We start from the raw sequence: 25,041 nt of genomic DNA, 5'->3' as shown, positions 1-25,041 counted from the left end.
CAGGCTGCCGTCGCCAGCAGAATCGATGGGGAGGCTTTCCGTATGACCGTCAATGCCAGTTCGCTCACCCGGATTTCAGTCGACACCGGAGGCACCAGCGCCAACAACATCGCCACCGGCGGCGTGATGTCGGCCGATGGCCGCTATGTCGTGTTCCAGAGCACCGCGACCAACCTGGTCGGCGGCGATGCCAATGGCTTCTTCGACGTCTTCCTGCGCGACACGCAGACCGGCACCACCACGCTGATCTCGACCGCGACCGGCGGGGTCCAGGGCAACAACGTCTCCAGCGTGGCTTCCGTCACCGATGACGGCCGCTACGTGTTCTTCAACAGCACCTCGACCAACCTGGTCGGCGGTGACACCAACGCCGTTCTCGACGTCTTCATGCGGGACACGCAGACGGGCGTCACCACCCGGGTCTCGACCACCTCCGTCGGCGGCGAGGCGAACGGCGCGTCGCAGAATGTCGACGTCACCGGCAACGGCGCCTTCATCGGCTTCCAGAGCACCGCGACCAATCTGGTGGGCAGCGACAGCAACGGCTTCAGCGACGCCTTCGTCAAGAACCTGTCGACCGGCGCGGTCACCCGCGTCTCGGTGGCGGATGACGAGTCGCAGGCCAACGGCAACTCCCTGGTGGCCCGGCTGTCCGACGACGGCAACCGGGCGTCTTTCGTCAGCACTGCCAGCAACCTGACGGCGAATGACAGCAACGGCGCCATCACCGACATCTTCGTCCGCGACATCGCCGCCGGCACCACCACCCTGGTCTCGGTCTCCACCGGCGGCGGGGCGGGTGACTTTGCGTCCTCCGGCGCTTCGATCTCCGGCAACGGCCGCTACGTCGTGTTCCAGAGCGACGCGACCAACCTGGTGGCCGGCGACACCAACGGCACCACCGACATCTTCGTCCGCGACCTGCAGACCAACACCACCACCCGGGTCTCCACCGCCGGCGACGGCAGCCAGTCCACCGATCTCTCGGGCCAGGCGGTGATCTCCGCCGACGGGCGCTACGTCGTGTTCTTCAGCCTCGCCAGCAACCTGGTGCAGGGCGACACCAATGGCCTCCGCGACATCTTCCTGAAGGACATGGTGACCGGGAATGTGACGCGCCTGTCCGTCGCCGCCGACGGGACCGAGCTGAACGACCTCTCGAACACGCCGCAGATCTCGGCCGACGGGCACTATGTCACCTTCCAGACGCAGGCCACCGATACCGGCGTGGGCGCCGAAGGCAACGGCACCGGCTTCGACGTGTTCAGGGTCTCGCTGGTGGCCGGGGCCGGGGCCGACCGCATGCTCGGCTCCGACGGCAACGACACCATCGACGGGCTGGCCGGCGACGACATCCTCCTCGGTGGCTTCGGCAACGACATGCTCATCGGAAGTGCCGGAGCGGACCAGATCTCCGGCGCCGCCGGCACCGACACGGCGGACTACTCGGCCTCTGCCGCGGGTGTCACCGTCGATCTCATCGCGGGAACCGGCACGGGCGGCGATGCCCAGGGCGACACGCTGTCCGGCATCGAGAACCTGGTCGGCTCGGCCCAGTCGGACCATCTGTATGGCGACAGCACCACCAATGTGCTGACCGGCGGCGATGGCGACGACTCGCTCCGTGGCGGCGGGGGCGCCGACACGCTGGACGGCGGCAACGGCTCGGATTTCGCCAATTATCAGGGCTCGACGGCCGGAGTCGTGGTCAACCTGCTGACCGACACCGCCTCCGGTGGCGACGCCGCGGGCGACCAGCTCAACAACATCGAGCACCTGTACGGATCGAGCCATGACGACCAGCTCACCGGCAGCAACGCCCGCAACATCATCGGCGGTGAGCTCGGCAACGACACCATCGTCGGCAATGGCGGCGACGACGCGCTCTCCGGCGAGGCAGGCAACGACAATCTCAGCGGTGGAGACGGTGCGGACCGACTGGTCGGCGGGGCCGGCATCGACATCCTCCATGGCGGCAACAACGATGACTCGATCGATGCCGGCAGCGAGAACGACCAGGTTTTCGGCGATGCCGGGAACGACGTGCTCCTGGGCGGTACCGGCGACGACAGCCTCGACGGCGGCGACGGCAACGACCTCCTCGAAGGCGCGGCCGGGGCCGATGTGCTCACCGGCGGGATTGGCATCGACACGGCCAGCTACTCCAGCTCCGCCGCCGGGGTGACGGTGAACCTGGCCGCCGACACGGCCTCGGGTGGCGACGCCGCGGGCGACACGTTCAGCAGCATCGAGCAGGTGGTGGGTTCGGGCCAGCAGGACGTGCTGACCGGCGACGGCAACGCCAACACGCTGTGGGGCATGGCCGGCAACGACGTGCTTGCGGGCGGCGGCGGCGCCGATCTGCTGAAGGGCGGTGCCGGCGACGACACCTTCACTTACAATGCCTTATCCGACAGCACGGTCTCAGGCGCCGGCAAGGACATCGTCTTCGACTTCACCGCCGGAGACCAGATCGACCTGTCGGCGATCGACGCCGACGGCAATTCGGGCAACGGCGACACCGCCTTCACCTTCGGCACCGGCGCCTTCACCGGCACGGCCGGCGAGCTGCGGGTGGTGACGGCCGGCGCGATCCAGGTGGTCTATGTCGACGCGACCGGCGACAAGCTGCCGGACTTCGCCATCAACGTCGTTTCCGACCACGCCCTCACCGTGTCGGATTTCGTGCTCTGAGCCTGGCAGGAGGCGCCGCCGGCTGAGCGGCGCCTCCCTCCCCATCCTGCCCGAACCTCGTGGCGTGTCCGAAGCGAAACGGATATGCCCGCGCCGCCGAACAGTGTTCGGGCAACCATGGGAACGGGGAGATTCGCCATGACCACGACCTTCACCGCGATCCTCAACTCCAGCCAGGAAGTCGGGACCGGCAGCACCGAGACCGCGACCGGCACGGCAACGCTCAGCCTGAACACCGCCGGCACGGCTCTGACCTACTCGGTCACGATCTCCGCCGGCATCGATTTCGGCGAACTGATCGACGGCACCCCGCGCACCGCGGACCCGCTCGACGACGCCGTCCTGATGCACATCCACGCCGCGGCGCGCGGCGTCAATGGCGGCATCGTGTTCGATATCCTGCCGACGGCCATGACCGACGATGACGACGACCTGACCATCGTCGAGAACGGCGACGGTTCGGTCACCATCAGCGGTGTCTGGGAAACCACCGACAGCGATCCGCTGGCCGCCGGCGTCGTCACCGGGCTGCAGGGCGGGACCGGGCCGAACGACGTCTCGTTCTACTTCAACATCCACACCGCCCAGTTCGGCGGCGGCGCGATCCGCGGCCAGCTGGTCACCCGCGCCAGCGAGAACGCCGACACCTTCAACGGCACCGCCACCGCCGACGTCATCGACGCCTTCGGCGGCGCCGACAAGCTGCGCGGGGCCGGCGGCGCCGACAGCCTGACCGGCGGGGCCGGCAACGATAACCTGGTCGGTGGGACCGGCGGCGACACCCTCGCCGGCGGCGCCGGCACCGACACGGCGTATTACACCGGCAGCGCGGCCGGGGTGACGGTCAATCTCGGCGCCGGGACGGCCTCCGGCGGCGATGCGGCCGGCGATATCCTGACCGGGGTCGAGCAGCTGGTCGGCTCGAGCCTCGCCGACCAGCTGACCGGCAATGCCGGCGTGAACGGGCTCTGGGGCGATGGCGGCAACGACGTGCTCACCGGGGGCGCAGGGGCCGACGCCCTGAAGGGCGGCGCCGGCGCCGACAGCTTCGCCTACACCAGCACGGCCGACAGCACGGTGGCGGCCGCGGGGCGGGACACGATCAACGACTTCACGACCGGCGACAGGATCAACCTGTCGGCGATCGACGCCAACGGCGCGGGGGCGGGCAGCACCGCCTTCGTCTTCGGCACCGGCAACTTCACCGGCACGGCCGGGGAATTGCGGGTGGTGGCCATTCCCGGCGGCTACCAGGCGGTCTATGGCGACACCAACGGCGACAAGACGGCCGACATCGCCATCGTTGTCCTGTCCGACCACGCTCTGGCGGCGGGCGACTTCGTGCTGTAGCCCTCGGCGGCCCCGCCGACGAGGCGGGACTGTCCTCCATGGCGGGCGGCGAGGTCAGTCAAGCCCGACGCGCTTCGCCGCCTCGCGGAACAGACGCTGGTCCCCGGGCGCGAACTGCATGGCAGTGAGGAAGTCGTCGACCCGGTAATGCGGCTGCGCCCGGCGGATCGCGGCGGCATGGCCGCGAGCCTCGTCCAGGCGGCCGGCCAGCGCCAGGGAGAAGGCCGCGATCGCGCGGATCTGCGCATGCGCGTTCGGGCGCGCGGCGGCCTTCACGCCCCAGTCGGCCGCCTCGTCGAACCGGCCGAGGCGCACCAGCGCCATGGCGCGGGCGCCGAGGAACCCGAACAGCAGGGGGTCGAAGGGGCTGAGCCGGCGCGATCGTTCGGAGGCGGCGATCGCGGTGCCCGGATCGCCGCTCTGGGAGTGCACGAAGGCGAGGGTGTAGTGGCCCTGGGCGAAGTTCGGGCTCAGCTCGACCGCCTGCTCCAGCTCGGCGATCGACCGGTCGTGGTCGCCGCGCAGCCACAATGCCCGGCCCATGGCCCAATGCGCGGTGGGGTCGCGGTCGTCGGCGATCAGGCTTTGCCCGGCGGCTTCGAAGGCCCGCTCGACCTCCGGTCCACGCGGGGCCCAGCCCTGGAAGGCGCTCTGGAAATGGGTGAAGGACAGGCCGGCATGGGCCCGGGCGAAGGTCGGATCCTGCCGCAGCGCGGCCTCGAAGAAGTGCCGGGCCTGTTCGTTGTCGGCCTGGGTGAAGCGGTACATGTGCCACAGGCCGCGGTGATGCGCTTCCCAGGCATCGAGGGAGTTTGGCGGCCGCAGGATGGCGCGGTTGCGCTCGATCGTCTCGATCTCGCTGTCGATCGCCGCGACGATCCGGTTGCCGATCTCCTCGAGCACCAGGAACGCATCGTCCAACGTCTGGTTGAACATCTCCGCCCAGACGATCCGGGCGCTGCGGGCCTCGGTCAGCTCGACCGTCACGGTCAGGCGCCGGTCCTGCCGCCGGGCAAAGCCGCTGACGACATAGTCGACATTCAGCATCCGCCCGGCGTCCTCGGCCCCGATGCGCCGGTCGCGCAGAGCGAACACGGTGCCCTGCGCGATGACGAACAGGCTGCGCAGCTTGGCCAGGCGGGTGGTGACGTCGTGGGCCAGGGCATCCGCCACGCCGTTGTGAGCGCCGGCCGCCGCCGGGTCGGCAAAGGGCATGACCGCGATCGAGGCGCGGCGCGGGGCGGCGGGGGCAACGTCGCCAGGGCTGTTGCCTGAGGCGGCCGCGGCGGGCGGCGAGCGGATGTCGGCGTCGCTGTGCGACCGCGCGGCCTGCCAGGCCTGGCGCAGGATGGCGCCGTCCAGGCCCTCGGCCTCGAACCGGCGGATCGCAGCTGCCAGATGGGATTCGCCCTCGCGGATCCGACCGCGCCGGGCGAGGTCACTTAGCACCAGACGGTGCACGCGCGGATCGAAGGGTGCAAGCTCCAGCCAGGCCTCGAGATGACCGAGCCGCAGCGCGTCCGGGGCGCTGGTGGCGAGCTGCTCCAGCAGGGCGATGCGGCAGCCGTGGAAGCGGCGGCGCTGCGCCGTCAGCCAGCCGGTGAAGGCCGGGCTGCGCTCGATCTCCAGCCCGTCGAGAAACTCCCCGGCGAACCGGGCGGCGAGCGCCTGCAACCGCTCCGGCGCGATCGTGGCGATGCCCTGCTGCACCGCCAGGGCGACCTCGGCGGCATCGATGAAACCGTCCGCCAGGTCGAGCCGGACCGTGTCCCCCGAGGTCTCCAGCCGGGGGCGGCCGGGCTCGTCGACCAAGGTTCGGATCTTGCTGAGGCACCAGCGCAACTCGCCGCGCGGGTCGCTGGGGCCGTCCCACAGCAGCTCGCACAGTTGGCCGCGCCCGACCGGATGGGGCGCCAGGGCCAGATAGGCCAGGAGGGCGCGCACCTTGCGCGACGCCGGCAGCGCGACGGCGACGCCGTTCCGGTGCACCGCCAGCGGCCCGAGCAGCCGCAGTTCGACCGGCGGGCCGCTTTGGGCCGCTCCCGCGGATTCCTCGGGAATTCCCACGCCGCCACCCACGCTCGCCTCCACGGGCGGCGGCTACGCTCCTCGGCATGGCAGAGGCCGTGCGACATGGGGTCGACTGCCGTCACCAACGGAGAACGATCATGGCCGCGCCCACCGCAAGCATGACTCAGAACCCACCTGCTGCTCAACCTGACCTCTCGGCTGTGAAGACACGTCAACAGGGGGCGTGGTCGTCCGGCGACTACGCCGTGGTCGGCACCACTCTGCAGATTGTCGGCGAGGAGCTGTGCGAGGCGCTCGACCTCCGCGCCGGCCAGTCGGTGCTCGACGTCGCCGCCGGCAACGGCAATGTCGCCCTGGCCGCCGCCCGGCGCTGGTGCGATGTGACCGCCACGGACTATGTGCCGGCGCTGCTGGACCGCGCCCGCGAGCGTGCCGGCGCCGAGCGGCTGGCGATCCGGTTCCAGGAGGCCGATGCCGAGGCCCTGCCGTTCGCCGATGACAGCTTCGACGTCGTCGTGTCGACCTTCGGCGTGATGTTCACTCCGGACCAGGACCGCGCCGCGGCCGAGCTGCTGCGCGTGTGCCGGCACGGCGGCAAGATCGGCCTCGCCAACTGGACGCCGGACGGCTTCATCGGCCAGCTGTTCAAGACCATCGGCCGGCACCTGCCGCCGCCGGCCGGAATCCGGTCCCCGGCGCTGTGGGGCACGCGCGAGCGGCTGGCGGAGCTGTTCGCGCCCGAGGCGGCGTCGATCGCCTCGGCGCAGCGGCACTTTGTGTTCCGCTACCGTTCGCCGGCGCATTGGCTGGAGGTCTTTCGGGGGTATTACGGCCCGCTGCTGAAGGCCTTCGCGGCGCTGCCGCCGGCCGGACAGGACGCGCTGGAGGCCGATCTCGTTGCCTTGATCGCCCGGTTCAACCGCAGCGGCGACGGCGCCGTGGTCGTGCCCAGCGAATACCTCGAAGTCGTCGTCACCAAGGCCTGAGGTCAGCGCCGCGGCGCATCCCCCAGGAACTCGGCGATGGCGAGGCCCAGCTCCGGCTTCGCCACCGCGCTCATATGGTTGCCGGGGATCTCGGCGTGGCGGCCCTGCGGCAGGGCGGCGGCGAGATCCGCGGCCGAGCCGTTGTCGTCGTCCTCGGCGCCGGCCGCCACCAGGGTCGGCACCGTGATCCGCGCCAGCGCCTCGCGCGGCGTGTCGACCGAGGTGCCGAGCACCTGCAGCAGCGCCTCCGGGTCGCCGCCGACGGTCTTCAGGAAGGCCTCGGCCATCCATTCCGGCGTGCCGCGCTGGAAGCTGCCGAGATTGGTGAGGATCCGGCGGAAATGAGCGTTGCGGCCGCCGGCGCTGACGATGCCGTCGAGGCCCATCCCGGCCACGATCGTCCGTCCCGGCGCGGCGCCGCGCAGCAGCATCCGCACCACCGTCCGCCCGCCCAGCGAATAGCCGCCGAGATCGTAGTCGGCGAGCCCGAGCTGCTCGACCAGCGCCAGCCCGTCATCGGCCAGGATGTCGGGCGGATAAGCAGCGGGGTCGTGCGGCCTGGCGCTGTCGCCATGGCCGCGCAGGTCCGGCATGATCACGCGGTAGCCCCGCGCCGCGATCGCCTCGGCATGGCCGTAGCGCAGCCAGTTGACCGTGGCGGTCGAAAAGAAGCCGTGGATCAGCACCAGCGGCCGGCCCTCGCCGAGCTCGCGATAGGCCAGGTCGACTCCGTCGCGGCCATGGAACGGATGGACGGGAAGCTCGGTCATGATGTCAGCATTCGCGCTTGTAGGAGAAGGCGTCGGCGATCCGCGTCATTCCGGCCCGCTCGTAGAAGCCGACCGCGTCGGGCACCGAGGCCAGGTACAGGCTGACCTGCGGCCCGAGCTGCCGGCGCGCCTCGTCCAGCAGGCCTTTGCCGACGCCGAGCCCCTGGGCGGAGGGCGAGACGGCGAGATCTGACAGATAGCAGCACCAGACCGAATCGGTGACGCCGCGCCCGACCCCGACCAGCGGTCGGCCGGGCTGCTCCAGCCGGGCGGTCACGATCAGGTTGGCGCCCGTGATCATGGCCTGCAGCCGCGGCTCGTCGTCGACCGGTCGGATGCGGCCGAGGCCGGACTCGACCAGCACGCGCCGGAACTCGGCGACGTCCAGATCCTGCTCGCGGCCGTAGCGGATGCGTTCGCTCATGGCTGGGAGACTGCACCATCCCCGCCGGAATTCGGAAGCGGTTTCCGGAGCCGGACCGGCCGCCCGGGTGTTGATCGGACGGCAACCGGGAGAACCGGCATGAACTTCGCCATCCATCCGCTGACGCCGGACCGGTGGCCGGCGCTGGAGGACCTGTTCGGGCCGGCCGGCGCGGTCAATGGCTGCTGGTGCATGCATGGCCGCATCGGCGCCGCCTATCGCCGCCGGCCGCGGCACGAGAACAAGGCCGATTTCCGAGCGGCGGTGCGGCAGGGACCGCCGCCCGGGCTGCTCGCCTTCGCCGAGGACCTGGCGGTCGGCTGGTGCCAGCTCACCCCGCGCGCGGCGCTGCCGGAGCTCGACCGCAACTGGCGCCTCAGGGCCGTCGACGCCATGCCGGTCTGGGCGCTGTCCTGCCTGTATATCCGCAAGGGCTGGCGCCGGCGCGGCGTCAGCGCCGCCTTGATTGAGGGAGCGCTGCGGGCGGCGAAGCGGGCCGGGGCTCCGGCGTTGGAGGCCTATCCCTTCGACGCCACGGTGTCGCCGAGCGCCTCGGGCTCCGGCTACGCCTCGACCTTCGCCCGCCTCGGCTTCCAGATCGTGGCCCGCCGCATCCCGGCCCGGCCGATCATGCGGCACGACCTGGCCGGGATCGGGGGTTGAGCCAGCCATATGCATGGCCAACCAGGTCCGGTCCGGAATTCCGCTTGTCCAGTGGGGGTGCGCACGGCAGCATGCGCGCCTGATCAAGAGTGGGGGTAAGCGGGTGAGCAACTCAGTCATAAGCCGCGTGGTCCGGCGCGCCGAAGGCATGATCGCGTCGGCGCGGCTGTCGTCGCTGACCCGGAATGTGGTGAAGCAGAAGCTGACCTATCTTACGCCGCAGAAGCTGGCGCGGCTGGAGTCGGCCGGATCCACCGTGATCGAAAAGCGGATCCCCGGCGATATCCTCGAATTCGGCGTTGCCCTCGGCGGCAGCGCCATCATCCTCGCCGATTTCGCGAAGAAGGGCGGACGGCAGTTTCACGGCTTCGACGTGTTCGGCATGATCCCGCCGCCCTCCGACAAGGACGATTCCGACGCCAAGTCCCGTTACGAGACGATCGCCAGCGGCGCCTCGGTCGGCATCGACGGCGACAGCTATTACGGCTACCGGCCGGATCTCTTCGGCGATGTCTGCAAGGCCATGGCAGGCCACGGCGTCCCCGTCGACGGGAAGGCCGTGACCCTGCACAAGGGGCTGTTCGAGGATACGCTGCCCCATGCGCCGGTGCAGCAGGTCGCCTTGGCCCATGTCGACTGCGACTGGTACGACCCGGTCAAGCTCTGCCTTGACTATCTCGGGCCGCGGCTGCCGCCGGGCGGAATGGTCGTGATCGACGACTATCACGCCTTTGCCGCATGCCGTAAGGCCACCGACGAGTTCCTGCGCAGCCGGCCCGATTTCGTGCTGGACGACGGCGACAACCCGATCCTGCGCCGGCGCGGAGCCTGACTCCGGCCGGGATCAGAGCGTGCCGGGGAAGGCGCCGCCGTCGATCAGGATGTTCTGGCCGGTGATGTAGCCGGCATGGATGCTGCACAGGAAGGCGCAGGTCGCGCCGAACTCGTCCGGCTGGCCGAAGCGGCCGGCCGGGATCGCGGCGCGGCGCCGGTCCGCCACCGCCTCTGAACTCTGCCCCGCGCGCTGGGCCGCCGCATTGATGCCGCCGCGCAGCCGGTCGGTGTCGAAGGAGCCGGGCAGCAGGCCGTTGATGGTGACGCCCTTGCCGGCCATCTGCCGGGCGACCCCGGCGATGAAGCCGGTCAGGCCGGAGCGGGCGCCGTTCGACAGGCCCAGCTCCGGGATCGGCGCCTTCACCGCGCTCGAGGTGATGTTGACGATACGGCCGAAGCCGCGCGCCGCCATGCCGTCGACCACTGCCTTGGTCAGGAAGATCGGGGTCAGCATGTTGGCGTCGACCGCCTTGATCCAGGCGTCGCGGTCCCAGTCGCGGAAGTCGCCGGGCGGCGGGCCGCCGGCATTGTTGACCAGGATGTCCGGTTCCGGGCAGGCGGCCAGCGCGGCCTCGCGGCCCGCCTCGGTGGTGATGTCGCCGGCGATCGCCGTCACTATGGCGCCGGTGGCGCGGCGGATCTCCTCGGCCGTTGCCTCCAGCGCCTCGGCGCCGCGGGCGGTGATGATCAGCTCCACGCCCTCGCGCGCCAGCGCCAGGGCGCAGCCCTTGCCGAGGCCCTTGCTCGCGGCGCACACCAGGGCCTTGCGGCCCGCCAGTCCCAGATCCATGGTCCGTCTCCTCCCGCCTCTGCGGCGGGTCGTGCTTCGTGCGGGGTGGGCAGGGTGCGACGTCCGGCGGCGGCTGTCACCCCTGATGCGTCACCAGCGGAACGACGGCAGCAGGATGTCGGGAGCGCAGCCGGCGGCGGCGAATTCCCGCGCCATCTCATCCTCTTCCATGCCGGCGTGGATGCCGGTGCGCACCAGTGCGGCGGCGGCGCCGAAGCCGCGGGCGCCGGCGACGTCGTGCTCGACGCTGTCGCCGACACAGACCACGTCGCCGGGCTGCTCCACCCCGGCGGTCGCGGCGGCGTGGCGGTACATCAGCGGATGCGGCTTGCCGACCCAGGTGACGGTGCCGCCCAGCCCTTCGTACATCTCGGCGATGCGCCCGGCGCCGAAGGCGGGGCCCAGCGGGGTCAGCATGATCTTGTCCGGGTTGGTGCACAGCGCCGGCACCCCGCGCGCCGCCGCCGGAGCGAGGAGCGCGCTGTAGTGCTCCAGGGGAACAAGGTGCCCCCGGCTGCCGGCGATCAGCACCAGGTCGGCGGCGTCACCGGTCTCGGCCTCGGCGAAGCCCAGCGTCTCGGCGAAGCCGCGATCCTCGCCGCTGGAGATGACGAGGCAGCGGGCGCCGCTGCCGGGCGAGACCGGCAGGGCGCCGCTCTGCAGCAGGGCCAGGGCGACGTCGCCGGAGGTGACGAAATGGTCGTAGCTGTCGCGGGCGAAGCCTAGCGTCTCCATCCGCCGGGCGTTGTAGGCGGCGGACCGGCCGGAATTGGACAGGAGCACGATGTGCCGGCCGGCATCCTTCAGCCGGCGCAGCGCCTCGATCGCGCCGGGATAGGGGTGGCGGCCGTCATGCAGCACGCCGTACTGGTCGATGAAGAAGGTGCCGAAGCGGTCGACCAGCGCGCCGATGCCGTCCACCCGTTCGATTTCCGGCATCGCTATCCTCCGAGTCCAGCCAAGGCCAGCCGGGCTGTACCCTCTGCCACGTCCTCCGACAAGGCCGGCAGGAAGGGCACGCCCAGCTGCCGGCGGCGGATCTCGGTCCAGCCGGCATTGGCGGCGCCGCCGCCGACGCTGCGCAGCGAGGTCATGGCGGGCGCGCCGAGATCCGCCAGCAGGCGATAGGCCCGGCCCTCGATCCCGGCGATGCCTTCCAGCACGGCCTGGAAGAAGACCGCCTCGTCCTCCGGCCGCGGCTCCAGCACCGGCGCCAGCGCGGGATCGGCCACCGGGAAGCGCTCGCCCGGGCGCGGCAGGGGGTAATAGGACAGGCCGGTCGGGCGGTCCGGCCGCAGCGAAGCGGTCAGCGCCGGCAGCCGGTCGCGGCCGAACAGCTGGGCGATCACCGCCCCGCCGCTGTTGGAGGCGCCGCCGACCAGCCAGCGGTCGCCCATGCGGTGGCTGTAGACGCCATGCTGCGGAGAATCGACCGGTCGATCGGACAATAATTTGATCACCAGCGTCGATCCCAGTGCGGTGACCGCGTCGCCCACGGCATCCGCCCCGGTGGCGAGGAAGGAGGCGCAGCCATCGGTGGTGCCGGCCACGACCAGCGCGCCGGCCGGCAGGCCGAGGGCGACGGCGTCGGCATCCACCTTGCCTGTCGGCGTGCCGGGCGCCACCGCTTGCGGCAGGGCGGTTGGGTCGACACCGAGCCCAGAAATCCAGTCCGGCCAGCGCCGCGCCACCGGGTCGTAGCCGGTCTTCAGCGCGTTGTTCTCGTCGGTGACGTCGAAGCGGCCGGACAGGCGGCCGGCGATCCAGTCGGCCTGGTGCAGCACCCGCACCGCGCCCGGCCGGCGCAGCAGGACCAGGGCGCGGGCGAGGGCGGAGCTGCGGCCGCGGGCGGCACTGCCGGCCGGCGCGGCGGCATCGATCCGCGCGACCACCGCCTCGTCCGGGCAGGGGTCGTTGTACATCAGCGCCGTCCCGACCGGCCGGCCCGCCGCATCGGTCACCAGCACGGTGCCGGAGGTGCCGTCGACCGACAGGGCGCCGACCTGGGACAGGTCGGCCTCCGCCGCCAGCCGGCGCAGCGCCGCGACGGTGGCCAGCCACCACATCTCCGGGTCGCGCGGTTCGAGGCCGGGACCGTCGGTCGCCATGGTGCCGCGGCCGACAGGGCGGCCGGCGGCATCCACCGCCACCGCCCGCACGCCGGAGGTCCCGACATCGATGCCGATCGCGCGCGCCGTCATGCTCACCCCTCCCGCCGGCTCAGCGACTGCCGGTATTGCTCCGCATCCCACTGGGTCAGCTCGTCGATCTGCGGCTGGGTGAAGGCCCGCACCGAAGTGCCGGCCGGCACCCGCCCGGCGACGTCGGCCAGGCAGCGCGCCATCTCATCCGCCCCGCGCAGCACGCCCTGGTGCAGCACCACACCACGGCCCGGCACGCCGACGATCGCCGGCGCGCGCGGCCCTTCGCCCAGCGCCGCCAGCTCGGCCGGCGTGCGGGCGGTGGCCAGGGCTGCGCCCAGGAAGATGACATGATCGGGATAGAAGGCGCCGGCGGTGGCCAGCGCCAGGCTGGCGGAATCGGTTGCCGCGTCATGCGCCACCGGGTCCTGCGGCAGCCGGTAGGGTGTGCCGCGGACGAACTCGGCCAGTGCCTCCGACTGCGCTGCGGGGGAGTGGCGGCGGGGCATGGCCAGGGCGGCGCAGACCCGGTCCAGCAATTCGCCCGCCGCGGCAACGCCGTCCGCCGCCACCACGAGGCCGTGATTGCCCAGAACCACGACATTGGTGGCGGGCTTGAGCCGCGCCGCGATCGCCTGCGACAGGGTCAGTCCCGGCTTGCAGTAAGGCACGAAGGCCCAGTCCACGCCCGGCACACCGTCCAGCCGCTCGGCCAGCCGCGCCTCGGCGTCGCTGCGGATGGCCAGGGCGATGGTCGAGACGCAATGGACGTGCAGCACGACGGTGAAGGGCAACACCGCATGCACCGTGGTCTCGATCGACGGCCGCAGCCCGCGCGGATTGTGCTCCGCCACCACGAAGTCGCGGGCGGTCTCGGCGGCAGGGTCGCCGTCGCGCATCGCCTGCAGCAGCGGGTCCAGCCGCACCGGCACCAGGATCTCCTCGTCCTCGGCCCGGGCCAGCCAGGTACCGGACGCCTTGATCCACATCGTGCCGTCGCGCTTCAGCGAGGTGTTGCCGCCCGCCGCCTGCACCCGCTCCGGGTCGCGGCCGAGCCTGGCGGACAAGGTGCGCAGGGCGCGGAGATCGGGATCGGTGGCAGGGTCGAGGGTCATGGGCGGGGCTCCCGCAAAATCCACTCTCCCCCTCCCCTCGCGGGAGGGGGTAGGGGGAGGGGGTTGTTTCGGCTCGTGCCGATTTCGGGGTATCGAGAGGGGGATGTGGGTGCGGAAGTTCTGATCACTCGCGCGCGGACGCGCGCAGACCCCTCCCCCAACCCCCTCCCGCAAGGGGAGGGGGAGATTCTTAAGCTGGGTCTGAGAAGCTTTGCGTCCTTCATTGCCCCGCCGCCTGCGCGGCTGGAGCCGCAGCGGCCTCGAGCCATTCGATCAAGGCCGCGGTCTCGGCCGGCGACAGGTGCAGCCCATGCTTAGTGCGGCGCCACAGGATGTCCTCGGCGTCCCCGGCCCATTCCTGGGCCCGCAGCCAAGCCACCTCGCGCTCGTAGAGGAGGGCACCGAAGGAACGGCCGAGATCGGCCAGCGACCGGGCGCCCTCCAGCAGCGCATCGGCCCGGGTGCCGTAGAGCCGGCCGTAATGCAGCGCGAGACCCTCCGGCAGCCACGGATGCCGCCGGCGGAACTCCGCCAGCCAGCGCTCGAAGTCGGCGCCGGGCATGTCGCCGCCGGGCAGCGGCGCCGCCGCGGTCCAGGCCGGGCCCATCGCCGGGAAGAACGGGCGCAGGCGGTCCAGCGCGTGCTCGGCCAGCTTGCGGAAGGTGGTGATCTTGCCGCCGAACACCGACAGGATCGGCGCCCGGCCGCCCTCGTCGTCGACATCGAAGACATAGTCGCGGGTGACGGCCGAGGGGTTGGCGGCGTCGTCGTCGAACAGCGGCCGCACCCCGGCGAAGGAATGCACCACGTCCTGCGGCCCGATCTGGCGCTGGAACGCCCGGTTCAGCACGCCGCAGAGATACTCGATCTCCGCCGGGTCGACCGCCACCCGGTCGGGGTCACCGGTCTGCGGGATGTCGGTGGTGCCGATCAGCAGGTAGCCGCGCTCATAGGGGTTGATGAAGATCACCCGCTTGTCGGTGTTCTGCACCAGATAGGCCTGCGACCCCTCATAGAACTTCGGCACCACGATGTGGCTGCCGCGCACCAGCCGGATCTTCTTGCCGGATTTGAGGCCGGCGGCGCCGGTCAGCACCTTGTCGACCCAGGGGCCGGCGGCATTGGCCACGGCGCGGGCGACGACCTGCCGCTCGGCCCCGCCGCTGGCCGGGCGCAGCACCGCGTGCCACAGCCCGTCGTGCCGCCGCAGCGACACGCATTCGGTCCGGGTCAGGATCTCGGCGCCGCGCTCGGCCGCGCCGAGTGCGTTCAGCACCACCAGCCGGGCGTCGTCGACCCAGCAGTCGGAATATTCGAAGCCGCGGCGGAAGCGGTCCTGCAGCGGCTTGCCCTCGGGGGCGCGGTGCAGGTCTAGGCCGCGGCTGGCCGGCAGCCTCTTGCGGCCGCCGAGATGGTCGTACAGGAACAGCCCCGTCCGCAGCAGCCAGGCCGGGCGCAGGAAGCTGTCATGCGGCAGCACGAAGCGCATCGGCCAGATGATGTGCGGTGCCGCCGCCAGCAGCACCTCGCGCTCGATCAGCGCCTCGCGCACCAGCCGGAACTCGTAGTATTCGAGATAGCGCAGGCCGCCATGCACCAGCTTGCCGCTGCGGCTCGACGTGCCCTCGGCCAGATCGCCCTTCTCGCACAGCAGCACCGACAGGCCGCGACCCACCGCATCGCGGGCGATGCCGGCGCCGTTGACGCCGCCGCCGACCACCAGCAGGTCGACGACGGCTCCGTTCTCCGTCCTTTGCTCCGCTCCCGCCATCGCCGCTCAGGCCGCCTGCTTCGGGCGCGGGCCGTAATCCTTGAACTTCTCGATCACCCGGTCGATCTCGTCGTCCGGCAGGCATTTCGGGCCGCCCAGCATCAGCGTGTAGACATACTGCTTGGCCAGGGTCTCGACCTCGACCGCCAGCCACATCGCCTTGCCCAGCGCCGAGCCGGTGGCGATCAGCCCGTGATTGGCCAGCAGGCAGGCGGTGCGGCCCTGCAAGGCCGCGATCGCATGCTCCGACAGCTCGGGCGTGCCGTAGGTGGCGTAAGGCGCGCAGGGGATCGAATTGCCGCCGCCGCAGGCGATCATGTAGTGCAGCGCCGGGATCTCCTGGTGCCGGATCGCCAGGATGGTCGAATACATGGGGTGGCAGTGGACGATGGCGTTCACCTCCGGCTTGCTGCGGTGGATGTCGAGATGGAAGCGCCATTCGGAGGAGGGGCGGTGATCGCCATGCTCCCAGCTGCCGTCCATCTTCATGGCGACGATGTCGTCCGGCGTCATCTCGTCATAGGGCACGCCGGTCGGGGTCACCAGGATGCCGTCTCCCCAGCGCGCGCTGATGTTGCCGGAGGTGCCCTGGTTCAGCCCGTTGGCGTTCATCTGCCGGCAGGCTTCGACGATCTTGGTGCGCAGCTCGAGTTCGGTGGCCATGGTCGGGTTCCTAAGGGTCAGCAGAGGCGGAGCAGGGGCTCGCCGGCCAGATAGCGCCGGACGTCCTCGGCGATCTGCCCCGCGGCATAGGTGACGGTCTTCACCGAGGCGCCGGCGATGTGCGGCGTCAGGGTGACGTTGGGCAGCTTCAGCAGCGGCCAGTCCTCCGGCGGTGGCTCGACCGCGAAGGTCTCCAGCATCGCGCCGCGCAGCTTGCCCGAAACCAGGGCGTCGTACAGCGCGTCGTAATCGACCAGCGGCCCGCGCGCGGTGTTGACGAACACCGCCCCGTCCTTCATCGCGGCGAAGGCCTCGGCGCCGATCATGCCGGTGGTCTCGGCGGTCACGCGCGGATGCAGCGTCACCACGTCGCTTTCGGCCAGCAGCGTCTCCAGCGCCACCTGCTGTACGCCGTCGGCGCTGTCGGCGGGGTCGAGCTGGACATAGGGGTCGGTCACCAGGATGCGGCAGCCGAAGGCCTTCAGCAGCCGCACCACCTTGGTGCCGACATGGCCGTAGCCGATGACGCCGACCGTCATCTCCGACAGCTCGCGGCCGGTGATGTCGGCGCGGTACAGGTCGCCGCGCCAGTTGCCCTGCGACAGGGCGGTGTGGCCGCGGGTGATCAGCCGGGTTTCGGCCAGGATGGCGCCGATGGTGAACTCGGCCACGGCGCTGGCGTTGCGGCCGGGGGCGTTCACCACCTTCACGCCGCGCGCCTTGGCCGCCTTCATGTCGATGTTGACCGGCCCGCCGCGACTGACGCCGATCAGCTTGAGGTCCGGCAGCCGCTCCAGCATCCCGGCCGAGATCGGCGCCAGGTGGGTGACCAGGATCTCGGCATCGCCGATGAACTCGACGATCTCGTCCGGGTCGCCCATGAACTCCTTCAGCCCGTCCAGCCCCGTGCCGGCATAGCCATGCACCATCGGCTCGTCCGGCCAGGGCTGCTCCAGCGTGCGGATGTCGAGCGCGGCCGGAATTTTCTCCAGCGCTTCCACGAACAGGCTGGGCAGCATGAAACGGTCGCCGATCACGGCGATGCGTCGGATCATCCTCGGGTCCTCAGGTCTTCCAGGGCGTGCCAGACCGGGCGCAGGCTGCGGTAGCTGGCACGGTACTGCGGGAACAGGCGGTCGTATTGCGCGATGAGATCCGGGTCGGGAGCCTCGGCCTCGGCCAGCAGCGGCGTCACCCAGCGGGCGCAGGCGGCGTCGATGTCGGGCAGGATGCCCAGCGACAGGGCGGCCACCATGGCCGCTCCGGCGGCGCCGACCTCCTCGCGCTTGACCAGGCGGACCGGCGCGTTGGTGGCGGCGGCCAGGATGCCGCGCATGGTGGCGCTGCGGGCCGCGCCGCCGGCCAGGCGGATCTCCGCCGGCGTGCCGCCGACCGCCTCGTAGCAGTCGCGGCTGGCGAAGCCGAGGCTCTCATAGATCGAGCGCATCAGGTCGCCGGCGCCGGCGGTGTTGGACAGGCCGATGACCGAAGCGCGGGCGGCGCTGTCGACGAAGGGTCCGCGCTCCCCGGCCTCGGCGATGAAGGGGTGGTACAGCAGCCGCCCCGGCTTCGCCGCCGCGGCCTTGGCGTCGAGCAGGCGGATCAGGTCGGGCCGCTTCGGTAGCGTCGCCCCGGCGGCCGCCGCCACCTCCTCGACCACGCCGCACAGCCAGTCGATGTTCAGCGTCGCCGCCATGTTCGAGACCATGGAGACATAGCTGCCCGGGGCGACGAAGGGCATGGTGTAGCCGACCTCCTCGCCCAAGGTCACCCGGTCGGCCCCGAACACCAGCCGCATATGCGCGCCGGTCGAGCCCAGCACGGTGAAGCCGGCGCGGCCCTCCGGGTCGTAGAGGCCGGAGCCGAGGGCGCCGCACAGCAGGTCGACCGGGGCCAGCACCACCGGCGTGCCGGCGGGCAGGCCGGTCGCGATCGCGGCCTGGGGCGTCAGCACCGAATTCCGGCGCACGCCGTCGACCATCGACGGCAGCAGCCGGGCCTCGTCCTGCAGCCCGAACAGCTCCAGCACCTCCGGCGCGTACTCCCGGCGGCGGTAGTCGCCGAAGGTGAAGGTGCCTTCGGAGACGTCGGTCGCCCGCTCGCCGGTCATCCGGAAATACAGCCAGTCCTTGCAGTGGAAGGCGGTGGCGGCGCGGGCCAGCGCCTCCGGCCGGTGCCGCTTCAGCCACAGCAGCTGGCCGGACTGGTTCGACATGTTCAGCATGGTGCCGGTGAAGCGCTGCACCGCCTTGGCCGTGCCGCTCCGGTGCAGCTCGGCCACGATCGGGCCCGACCGGCCGTCATGCCACAGCATGGCGCGGCCGACCGGCTCGCCGTCGCCGTCGATCAGCCAGGTGCCGTCGCCCTGGCCGGTGACGGCGATGCCGGCCACGCGCAGGCCGCGGGCCTCCAGCTTCGCCGCCAGCTCGCGCAGCACCAGCGCGGCGTCGTCCCAGGTGCGGCCGAACTCCTGCTCCATGCCGGCGCCGTCGACCGGGATCGTGGTGTTCGGCCGCGCCGCATGCTCGATCGGCGTGCCCTCCAGGTCGAAGGCCACCGCCTTGACCACCGAGGTGCCGGAATCGAGGCCGATCAGGACGTCTTTGGTCATGCAACGCCCCCGGATGACGAGCGATCCTGCGTTGCTTTTCCTGCAAACGAGGCCGCTTTACTCTTGTCCCCCCTCCCCTTGCGGGAGGGGGGTAGGGGGAGGGGTCTGCGCGCGTCCGCGCGCGAATGGCCTTGGATCGACCTCGCTATGGAAGCTGGTCTGGAGCAGTCCGGGATTGGTTCGGGCCGTGAGAACCCCCTCCCCCGACCCCCCTCCCGCGAGGGGAGGGGGGACTCGTTTGATTTCGACCCATGCATGCTGATGGAGGCCATGCTTCCGCTCATGCCGCCGCCGCCACTGCAGGGCGGCCGCCGTGGGCGATCGCAATCCCGCTGTCGCTGTCGAACAGGTGCAGCGCCGAGTCCGGCAGGGCCAGCGCCAGCCTTGTGTCGGCCGCCGCCTCAAGCGCCCGGTCGGTGACGATGGTCAGCCGCACGCCGTTGACGTCGAGCGCGATATGGCTCTGGTCGCCCAGCCACTGGTTGGCGGTGACCACGCCCTCCAGCGCCGTCTCGCCCGCGCGGGCGGCGCCGACCCGGATCTCATGGCCGCGGATGCCGAGATGGACGCGGCCAGCTTCAGCCAGGCCGCGTCCGGCATGCGGCAGGCGGAAGGCGGCCTCGCCGGCCTGGCGCTGCACCTCGACCGCCAGGCCGCCATTCTCCCGCACCACCCGGGCCGGGAACAGGTTCATCGGCGGCTCGCCGATGAAGCCGGCGACGAACAGGTTGGCCGGCCGCTTCTTCAGCTCGATGGGCGAGGCGAATTGCTGCAGCTGGCCGCCCTCCATCACCGCGATGCGGTCGGCCAGGGCCAGCGCCTCGGTCTGGTCATGGGTCACGAAGACCGTCGTCATCCTGTGCTCGATCAGATAGTCCTTGATGCGCGCCCGTAGCACGGCGCGCAGCTGCGGTTCCAGCTGGGACATCGGCTCGTCGAGCAGCGAGAGCTGCGCCCGCCGCACCAGGGCCCGGGCCAGGCTGACCCGCTGCTGCTGGCCGCCGGAGATCGCCTGCGGATAGCGGTCCAGGATGTCGCCGATCTCCAGCAGCGCCGCGACATGGGCCACGCGCTGCTGCACCTCTGCCTTCGGGATGCGGTCGCGCAGCAGGCTGAAGCCGATGTTGTCCCGCACCGTCAGCGGCGGGTACAGGGCATAGCCCTCGAACGCCATGGCGACGTTGCGCTCGGCCGGGCGCAAATCGTTGATCACCCGGTCGCCGATCCGGATGGTGCCTTCCGACACGCTCTCGAAGCCCGCGATCATGCGCAGGGTCGAGGTCTTGCCGCAGCCGGAGGAGCCGAGCAGGCCGACCAGCTCGCCATCGCGCAGCGCCAGCGACACGGCGTCGACCGCGCGGATCGGATGGGACAGCCGCGGCCCGTAGATCTTGGAGACGGCGTCGAGCGTCAGGGTTGCCATGGGGCCTCTCAAACGGTCGCGGCCGGCAGGCGGGCGCCGGTCTCGCGGTCGAAACACAGCGCCCGGGCCAGGTCCGGCCGGGCCCAGGCGCGGCGCCGGCCGCGGCCGAGGTCGTCGCCCTGGTCCTCCGGCCGGCTGGCCAGGATCTCGGTGCCGTCGGCGGCGCGCAGCAGCATCACGGTGCGGACATTCAGCGGCGTCACCGCCTCGAGATCGACCGGCACCGCATCCTCGGCCGGCTCGAACCGCACCTCGACATCCTCCGGCCGCAGCCCGACCAGGCAGGGCTTGCCGGCGGGCACCGCGGCCGGCGCCGGGAAGGCGGTGCCGGCGATGCTGATGCGGCCGTCCTGAGCCGCGGTCTCGATCAGGTTGATCGGCGGGTCGCCGAACAGCCGGGCGATCCGCGTGTCCTGCGGCCTGCCGTAGATGCCCGCCGGGGTGTCGACTTGGCGGAAGCGGCCGTCCAGCAGCACGCCGACCCGGTCGCCCAGCGCCATCGCCTCCTTGTAGTCCTGGGTGACGTAGAGGACGGTGGCGCCGACGGCGCGCAGCAGGCGCGGCAGCTCCTGCCGCATCTCGTAGCGGATCTTGGCGTCGACGTTGCGCAGCGGGTCGTCGAGCAGCAGGACCGAGGGCGAGCAGACCAGGCTGCGGGCCAAAGCGGTGCGCTGCTTCTGCCCGTTCGACAGCTGTTTCGGCAGGTGGTCGAGCACATGGCCGATGCGCAGCAGCTCCGCCACCTCCCGCACCCGCCTCCTGATCTCGGCCTCGCCGGTCCGCCGCGCCCTGAGCGGGCTGGCGATGTTCTCGAAGGCCGGCAGATGCGGGTAGAGGGCGAAGTTCTGGAACGCCATGCCGACATCCCGCGCCTCCGGCCCCTGGCCGAGGATGGAGGCGCCGCCGATGCGGATCTCGCCCGCTTCCGGCTGCAGGATGCCGGCGATCAGGCGCAGCAGCACGGTCTTGCCGGCGCCGGACGGGCCGAACACGACGACGAACTCGCCCTGCTCGACCTGCAGGTCGAGGCCGTCGAGGATGCGCGTCTTGCCGAAGCTCTTGCCGAGGCCGGCGATGTCCAGGAAGGCCATGGTCGTCACCCCTTCACGGCGCCGAGGCTCAGGCCCTCGACCAGGTAGCGCTGGGCGTAGAGGGCGAGGGCCAGGGTCGGCAGGATCGACAGCACCAGCGCCGCGGCGATCTGGCCATAGTTGATGCCCGACGCGGTGATGAAGGCCAGCGCCCCGACCGTGACCGGCTGGATCGAGCTCGACCCCAGGATCAGCGCGAAGATGAAGTTGTTCCAGGCGAAGATGAAGGCCAGCAGGGCGGCGGCGGCGATGCCGGGCCGGGCCAGCGGCACCGCGATCTTCAGGAAGGTGCGCAGCCAGGAATGGCCGTCCAGGCGATAGGCATTCTCGATATCCTCGCTGATGTCCTCGAAATAGCCGCGCACGATCCACAGGATCAGCGGCAGGGTGATCAGCTGGTAGACCCAGATCAGCCCGATATAGGTGTCGCTGAGGCCGAGGTCCTGGAAGTACAGCTGCAGCGGCAGCAGCACCAGAAGCGGCGGTGCGAAGCGGAACGACAGCATGGTGAAGGCCATGTTCTCGCCCAGCCGGAACTTGAATCGGGCGAAGGCGTAGGCCGCCGGCACGCCGAGCAGCAGCGACAGCAGCACCGAGCAGGAACTGAGGATCAGGCTGTTCAGCAGGTTCTGCATGTAGTCGATCTTCAGCGCGCCGACATTGGTCGACAGCTCGCCGGCGATCAGCGCGGCATAGTTCTCCAACGTCGGCGTGAAGATGATGCTGGGCGGGCTGCGCAGGATGTCGGCATTGGTCATGAACGACATCAGCGCCACCCAGACCAGCGGGAACAGGAAGAACAGCCCCACCAGGGTCAGCAGCACGCCGCGGAGGATCCGGCCGCCAAGTCCACTTGCATGGTTCATGGCTTCCCTCCCGTCTTCACGCGTTGACGATCAAAAGCGATCCCAGGATTGGAGCGCGTAGCCTCTCCCGCTTGCGGGACCCTTTTGAAGCCCTGCCGTTCGAAGCGATCCGCACTTTCTACTCTCCCCCTCCCCCCGCGGGAGGGGGTAGGGGGAGGGGGTGTCGATGGAGAGAGCCGGCGTGGGATCATCCTGGATTGCTGCCGGATCGCGACGATCCTTCGATATCGGCTCCGGCGGCGCCAAACCCCTCCCCCTACCCCCTCCCGCAAGGGGAGGGGGAGGATGAAAAATCGGCAGCGGATGGTGATGAGAGACATGTACATCCGGGTGCCCGTCACGCCCGGCCATGCGCGCGGGCGCGCAGGCGGAGCCATTGCTTGATGAAGACGTTGCTGAGGGCGAAGGTGATCGCCCACAGCACGATCAGGATCGCGGCCGAACGGCCGATATTGGTGAAGGTGAAGGCCTCGAGATAGGCGCGGATCTGGAACAGCATCAGCCGGTCGCCCGGGCCGCCCTGGGTCATGGCGTAGACGATGTCGAATTGCTGGATGCTGTCCAGCATCCGGAACAGGCTGGCGGTCAGGATATAGGGCAGCAGCATCGGCAGGGTGATGCGGAAGAACACGAAGCTTTTCGGCACGCCGTCCAGCTCCGCCGCCTCGAAGGGCTGGCGGGGCAGGGCGCGCAGGCCGGCCAGCAGCAGGATGGCGATGAAGGGCGTGTAGACCCAGGTGTCGACCAGCACCACGGTGGACATCGCCGAGGCCGGGTCCGACGCCCAGCGGAAATCGGTGAAGCCGAGGCTGCTCACGAAGTAGCTGAGGATCCCGAAATTCGGGTTGGTCATCAGCTTCCACATCAGGCTGGCGATCGCCGGCGCCACCATCAGCGGCAGGATCAGCAGCACGCTCATCAGGTTGTTGATCAGCGAGCGCCGCACCAGCAGCAGCGCGATGCCGAGGCCGAGCAGCAGCTGCACCCCGACGGTCAGCACGGTGTAGGTCAGCGACGCCTGGATCGTGCCCCAGAACCGCCCGTCCGAGAACAGGGCGACGAAATTGTCGAGCCAGATCATCTTTCGCCCGGCCGGGAAGGCCAGGTTGTAGCGCTGCAGCGAATAGTACACGGCGGTGGCGAAGGGGATCAGGATCCCGATCGTCACCAGCAGGGCGGGCAGGCTCAGCAGATAGGGCAGCAGGCCGGGGCCGGCGCGGCGGCGCGTTCGGGGCGCGGTGTCGGCGGTGATGGTTGCCACGGGTCGAGGTCCTCTCGGGGGCGGGCGCTGAGCCCCGCCCCCGCCGGGGGAGAGAGACGGCGGGGGCGGGGCTGCCGCGCGGACCGGCGGGGCGAAGGCCGGTCCGCGCGGGACGGCGTCAGTCGGCCAGGCCGGCATCCTTCAACTGCGTGTCGATGAACTCGGCCAGCTGGTCCAGCCCCTCATCGACCGGGATCTCCTTGGCGTACATCTTCTGCAGGCTGGCCGCCCATTCCGTCGTCAGGTTGAAGAACAGCGGCTGCGGCGTGAAGTAGATCTTCGACCCGGCGGCCGAGGCCTTGTACTGGTCGAGATAGCCCGGATAGCTCTCCAGCCGCTTGTGGAAGTCGGCATTGTCCCAGACCGACTGGCGGACGGGGTTGACCAGGTCGGCCTTGGTGGCGCCGAAGGTGGTGTGCTCGGTACCGCTGGCCCATTGCACGAAGTACCAGCCGGCGTCGGGCTGCTGCGAGAAGGCGCTCATCGCCAGCGACCAGATCCAGACGTTGGGCGTCGGCGCCGCGGCGCCCGGCTTGGCGCTGAACGGATGGTAGGCGATGTTGCCAGCCTCCTTGGTGCCCTTGTTCTGGAAATAGCCCAGGATGTCGGCGTCGAAGATCATCGCCGAGGCGCCGGCGCCCAGGTCGTTGCCGACTTCGTACCAGGTATAGGTGGTCCAGTTCTTCGGCCCGCCCTTCTGGATCATCTCGATCCACAGCTTGGTGAACTCCTTGGCCTCGGCGCTGTTCATCGCCGCCTTCAGCTTGCCGCCGGCGGTGTCGAAATCCTTGCCGCCGTAGTTGGTCAGGCCCGACAGGTAGCCCGGATGGATCGTCGCCCAGCTGCGGCTGCCGCGCACGCCGACGCCGTAGAAGCCCTGGTTCAGCGCGCTCAGCTTGCCCGCCTGGTCGACCATCTCCGGCAGGTCCTTCGGCGGCTTCATGCCGGCGGCGTCGAAGATCCGCTTGTTGTAGGCGACGCTGTTCAGCTCGAAGCCCCAGGGCACGGCCCATTGCTTGGCGCCGTCGCCGCCCAAGGGCTCGCCCGGCACGCCCGACCAGGCGGTGGAGGCGCGCAGGCCCGGCAGCACGTCGTCCCAATTGTAGGCGGCCGCCGTCAGCTCCGGGTTCTTGATGTACTGGTTCATGTCGGCCAGCCAGCCGGCCGGGCCGTACTGCCAGGTCTGGTAGGCGCCGGTCATGAACACGTCGTATTGCGGCGACTTGCTCGACAGGGTGGCGGTGACCTTGTCGAAATAGACATCCTCCGGGAACACGTCGTAGCTGACGTCCAGGCCGGTCAGAGCCTTGAAGTTGTCGAGGTTGGCGATCATCGCATCCGTGTAGGGATGCTTGTTCAGCAACAGGCTGACCTTCTTGCCGGCGAACTTCTTGAAGTCGGGGCCGGTGGCAGCCAGGGCCCTTGTGCCGGCCTGGTTGAGCATGAAGCCGGCCGCGACGCCGCCGAGGCCCAGCTTGGCGGCGCCGGTCATCAGCTCCCGGCGCGACAGCCCTCCGGCGAGATGGCGGTCGAAGATGTCGGTGGTGCGCTTCATCG

Annotated in this window: 21 protein-coding genes; 5 read left to right on the top strand and 16 right to left on the bottom strand. The window is 70.6% G+C overall.

From position 1 onward, the window contains the following. Positions 1-42 precede the first annotated feature (42 nt). Positions 43-2,694 (top strand): beta strand repeat-containing protein, encoded by a 2,652-nt coding sequence (locus QFZ27_RS31685; protein ID WP_429230446.1) that lies wholly within the window; start codon positions 43-45, stop codon positions 2,692-2,694. Between the two features lie 138 nt (positions 2,695-2,832). After that, positions 2,833-4,044 carry a CHRD domain-containing protein gene (locus tag QFZ27_RS31680; protein WP_429230445.1) on the top strand — a complete coding sequence of 404 codons (1,212 nt, stop codon included), beginning with the start codon at positions 2,833-2,835 and terminating at the stop codon, positions 4,042-4,044. A gap of 54 nt (positions 4,045-4,098) precedes the next feature. On the opposite strand, the gene QFZ27_RS31675 is transcribed toward QFZ27_RS31680, so the two are convergent. Then, entirely contained in the window at positions 4,099-6,123 is a 2,025-nt protein-coding gene (locus tag QFZ27_RS31675) for a tetratricopeptide repeat protein (RefSeq protein WP_429230444.1), read from the bottom strand. Positions 6,124-6,275: 152 nt separating this feature from the next. On the opposite strand from QFZ27_RS31675, the gene QFZ27_RS31670 reads away from it, so the two are divergent. Continuing rightward, the gene (locus QFZ27_RS31670) at positions 6,276-7,061 is read left to right on the top strand and encodes a class I SAM-dependent methyltransferase (RefSeq protein ID WP_429230443.1); all 786 of its coding nucleotides are present in this window, start codon (positions 6,276-6,278) and stop codon (positions 7,059-7,061) included. Positions 7,062-7,063: 2 nt separating this feature from the next. Here QFZ27_RS31670 and QFZ27_RS31665 read toward each other — a convergent pair whose 3' ends face one another. Next, on the bottom strand, positions 7,064-7,831 hold the full coding sequence (locus QFZ27_RS31665; RefSeq protein WP_429230442.1) for an alpha/beta fold hydrolase: 768 nt from the start codon (positions 7,829-7,831) through the stop codon (positions 7,064-7,066). A 4-nt stretch (positions 7,832-7,835) separates the two neighbouring features. Further along, a complete protein-coding gene (locus tag QFZ27_RS31660; RefSeq protein WP_429230441.1) occupies positions 7,836-8,255 on the bottom strand; it encodes a GNAT family N-acetyltransferase in 420 nt (139 codons plus the stop codon). 99 nt (positions 8,256-8,354) lie between these two features. Here QFZ27_RS31660 and QFZ27_RS31655 point away from each other — a divergent pair, with 99 nt between their 5' ends. Continuing rightward, entirely contained in the window at positions 8,355-8,918 is a 564-nt protein-coding gene (locus QFZ27_RS31655; RefSeq protein ID WP_429230440.1) for a GNAT family N-acetyltransferase, read from the top strand. Between the two features lie 13 nt (positions 8,919-8,931). Beyond that, a complete protein-coding gene (locus QFZ27_RS31650; protein WP_429230439.1) occupies positions 8,932-9,750 on the top strand; it encodes a TylF/MycF/NovP-related O-methyltransferase in 819 nt (272 codons plus the stop codon). 12 nt (positions 9,751-9,762) lie between these two features. On the opposite strand, the gene QFZ27_RS31645 is transcribed toward QFZ27_RS31650, so the two are convergent. The 13 genes from QFZ27_RS31645 to QFZ27_RS31585 all read right to left on the bottom strand — a co-directional run bounded on the left by QFZ27_RS31645 (position 9,763) and on the right by QFZ27_RS31585 (position 25,039). Then, on the bottom strand, positions 9,763-10,542 hold the full coding sequence (locus QFZ27_RS31645) for an SDR family oxidoreductase (protein ID WP_429230438.1): 780 nt from the start codon (positions 10,540-10,542) through the stop codon (positions 9,763-9,765). A gap of 90 nt (positions 10,543-10,632) precedes the next feature. Beyond that, a complete protein-coding gene (locus QFZ27_RS31640) occupies positions 10,633-11,481 on the bottom strand; it encodes a TIGR01459 family HAD-type hydrolase (RefSeq protein WP_429230437.1) in 849 nt (282 codons plus the stop codon). Between the two features lie 2 nt (positions 11,482-11,483). After that, complete coding sequence (locus QFZ27_RS31635) at positions 11,484-12,743, bottom strand: FGGY-family carbohydrate kinase (protein WP_429230436.1); 1,260 nt, start codon at positions 12,741-12,743, stop codon at positions 11,484-11,486. Between the two features lie 2 nt (positions 12,744-12,745). After that, a complete protein-coding gene (locus tag QFZ27_RS31630) occupies positions 12,746-13,798 on the bottom strand; it encodes a class II aldolase/adducin family protein (protein WP_429230435.1) in 1,053 nt (350 codons plus the stop codon). Positions 13,799-14,018: 220 nt separating this feature from the next. Further along, complete coding sequence (locus QFZ27_RS31625) at positions 14,019-15,569, bottom strand: glycerol-3-phosphate dehydrogenase (RefSeq protein WP_429230434.1); 1,551 nt, start codon at positions 15,567-15,569, stop codon at positions 14,019-14,021. 6 nt (positions 15,570-15,575) lie between these two features. Continuing rightward, positions 15,576-16,232: a class II aldolase/adducin family protein gene (locus tag QFZ27_RS31620; RefSeq protein WP_429230433.1), complete on the bottom strand. Its 657-nt coding sequence runs from the start codon at positions 16,230-16,232 to the stop codon at positions 15,576-15,578. Positions 16,233-16,249: 17 nt separating this feature from the next. Then, complete coding sequence (locus tag QFZ27_RS31615) at positions 16,250-17,287, bottom strand: 2-hydroxyacid dehydrogenase (protein ID WP_429230432.1); 1,038 nt, start codon at positions 17,285-17,287, stop codon at positions 16,250-16,252. After that, entirely contained in the window at positions 17,284-18,843 is a 1,560-nt protein-coding gene (locus tag QFZ27_RS31610; RefSeq protein WP_429230431.1) for an FGGY-family carbohydrate kinase, read from the bottom strand. Before QFZ27_RS31610 ends, QFZ27_RS31615 begins: the two co-directional genes overlap by 4 nt. 280 nt (positions 18,844-19,123) lie before the next feature. Further along, the gene (locus QFZ27_RS31605) at positions 19,124-20,266 is read right to left on the bottom strand and encodes an ABC transporter ATP-binding protein (protein ID WP_429230430.1); all 1,143 of its coding nucleotides are present in this window, start codon (positions 20,264-20,266) and stop codon (positions 19,124-19,126) included. A gap of 8 nt (positions 20,267-20,274) precedes the next feature. Further along, positions 20,275-21,357: an ABC transporter ATP-binding protein gene (locus QFZ27_RS31600; RefSeq protein ID WP_429230429.1), complete on the bottom strand. Its 1,083-nt coding sequence runs from the start codon at positions 21,355-21,357 to the stop codon at positions 20,275-20,277. Positions 21,358-21,362: 5 nt separating this feature from the next. Further along, on the bottom strand, positions 21,363-22,223 hold the full coding sequence (locus QFZ27_RS31595; RefSeq protein WP_429230428.1) for a carbohydrate ABC transporter permease: 861 nt from the start codon (positions 22,221-22,223) through the stop codon (positions 21,363-21,365). Positions 22,224-22,560: 337 nt separating this feature from the next. Further along, complete coding sequence (locus QFZ27_RS31590; protein WP_429230427.1) at positions 22,561-23,484, bottom strand: carbohydrate ABC transporter permease; 924 nt, start codon at positions 23,482-23,484, stop codon at positions 22,561-22,563. 118 nt (positions 23,485-23,602) lie between these two features. Next, positions 23,603-25,039 carry an extracellular solute-binding protein gene (locus tag QFZ27_RS31585; protein ID WP_429230426.1) on the bottom strand — a complete coding sequence of 479 codons (1,437 nt, stop codon included), beginning with the start codon at positions 25,037-25,039 and terminating at the stop codon, positions 23,603-23,605. Positions 25,040-25,041: the final 2 nt, after the last annotated feature.

Source organism: Inquilinus ginsengisoli (assembly GCF_050434925.1).
GTDB classification, from domain to species: Bacteria; Pseudomonadota; Alphaproteobacteria; order DSM-16000; family Inquilinaceae; genus Inquilinus; species Inquilinus ginsengisoli_B.
Note: the sequence above shows the minus strand (reverse complement) of the source record. Positions and strands in the feature narration are given on the sequence as shown.

What these genes read in the sequence shown, in the direction of transcription:
- QFZ27_RS31595 (WP_429230428.1), bottom strand. Translation starts at nt 22,223, where the DNA reads ATGAACCATGCAAGTGGACTTGGCGGCCGGATCCTCCGCGGCGTGCTG.
- QFZ27_RS31640 (WP_429230437.1), bottom strand. Translation starts at nt 11,481, where the DNA reads ATGCCGGAAATCGAACGGGTGGACGGCATCGGCGCGCTGGTCGACCGC.
- QFZ27_RS31635 (WP_429230436.1), bottom strand. Translation starts at nt 12,743, where the DNA reads ATGACGGCGCGCGCGATCGGCATCGATGTCGGGACCTCCGGCGTGCGG.
- QFZ27_RS31665 (WP_429230442.1), bottom strand. Translation starts at nt 7,831, where the DNA reads ATGACCGAGCTTCCCGTCCATCCGTTCCATGGCCGCGACGGAGTCGAC.
- QFZ27_RS31620 (WP_429230433.1), bottom strand. Translation starts at nt 16,232, where the DNA reads ATGGCCACCGAACTCGAGCTGCGCACCAAGATCGTCGAAGCCTGCCGG.
- QFZ27_RS31650 (WP_429230439.1), top strand. Translation starts at nt 8,932, where the DNA reads ATGGCCAACCAGGTCCGGTCCGGAATTCCGCTTGTCCAGTGGGGGTGC.
- QFZ27_RS31585 (WP_429230426.1), bottom strand. Translation starts at nt 25,039, where the DNA reads ATGAAGCGCACCACCGACATCTTCGACCGCCATCTCGCCGGAGGGCTG.
- QFZ27_RS31645 (WP_429230438.1), bottom strand. Translation starts at nt 10,542, where the DNA reads ATGGATCTGGGACTGGCGGGCCGCAAGGCCCTGGTGTGCGCCGCGAGC.
- QFZ27_RS31655 (WP_429230440.1), top strand. Translation starts at nt 8,355, where the DNA reads ATGAACTTCGCCATCCATCCGCTGACGCCGGACCGGTGGCCGGCGCTG.
- QFZ27_RS31685 (WP_429230446.1), top strand. Translation starts at nt 43, where the DNA reads ATGACCGTCAATGCCAGTTCGCTCACCCGGATTTCAGTCGACACCGGA.
- QFZ27_RS31615 (WP_429230432.1), bottom strand. Translation starts at nt 17,287, where the DNA reads ATGATCCGACGCATCGCCGTGATCGGCGACCGTTTCATGCTGCCCAGC.
- QFZ27_RS31610 (WP_429230431.1), bottom strand. Translation starts at nt 18,843, where the DNA reads ATGACCAAAGACGTCCTGATCGGCCTCGATTCCGGCACCTCGGTGGTC.
- QFZ27_RS31680 (WP_429230445.1), top strand. Translation starts at nt 2,833, where the DNA reads ATGACCACGACCTTCACCGCGATCCTCAACTCCAGCCAGGAAGTCGGG.
- QFZ27_RS31660 (WP_429230441.1), bottom strand. Translation starts at nt 8,255, where the DNA reads ATGAGCGAACGCATCCGCTACGGCCGCGAGCAGGATCTGGACGTCGCC.
- QFZ27_RS31630 (WP_429230435.1), bottom strand. Translation starts at nt 13,798, where the DNA reads ATGACCCTCGACCCTGCCACCGATCCCGATCTCCGCGCCCTGCGCACC.
- QFZ27_RS31625 (WP_429230434.1), bottom strand. Translation starts at nt 15,569, where the DNA reads ATGGCGGGAGCGGAGCAAAGGACGGAGAACGGAGCCGTCGTCGACCTG.
- QFZ27_RS31605 (WP_429230430.1), bottom strand. Translation starts at nt 20,266, where the DNA reads ATGGCAACCCTGACGCTCGACGCCGTCTCCAAGATCTACGGGCCGCGG.
- QFZ27_RS31600 (WP_429230429.1), bottom strand. Translation starts at nt 21,357, where the DNA reads ATGGCCTTCCTGGACATCGCCGGCCTCGGCAAGAGCTTCGGCAAGACG.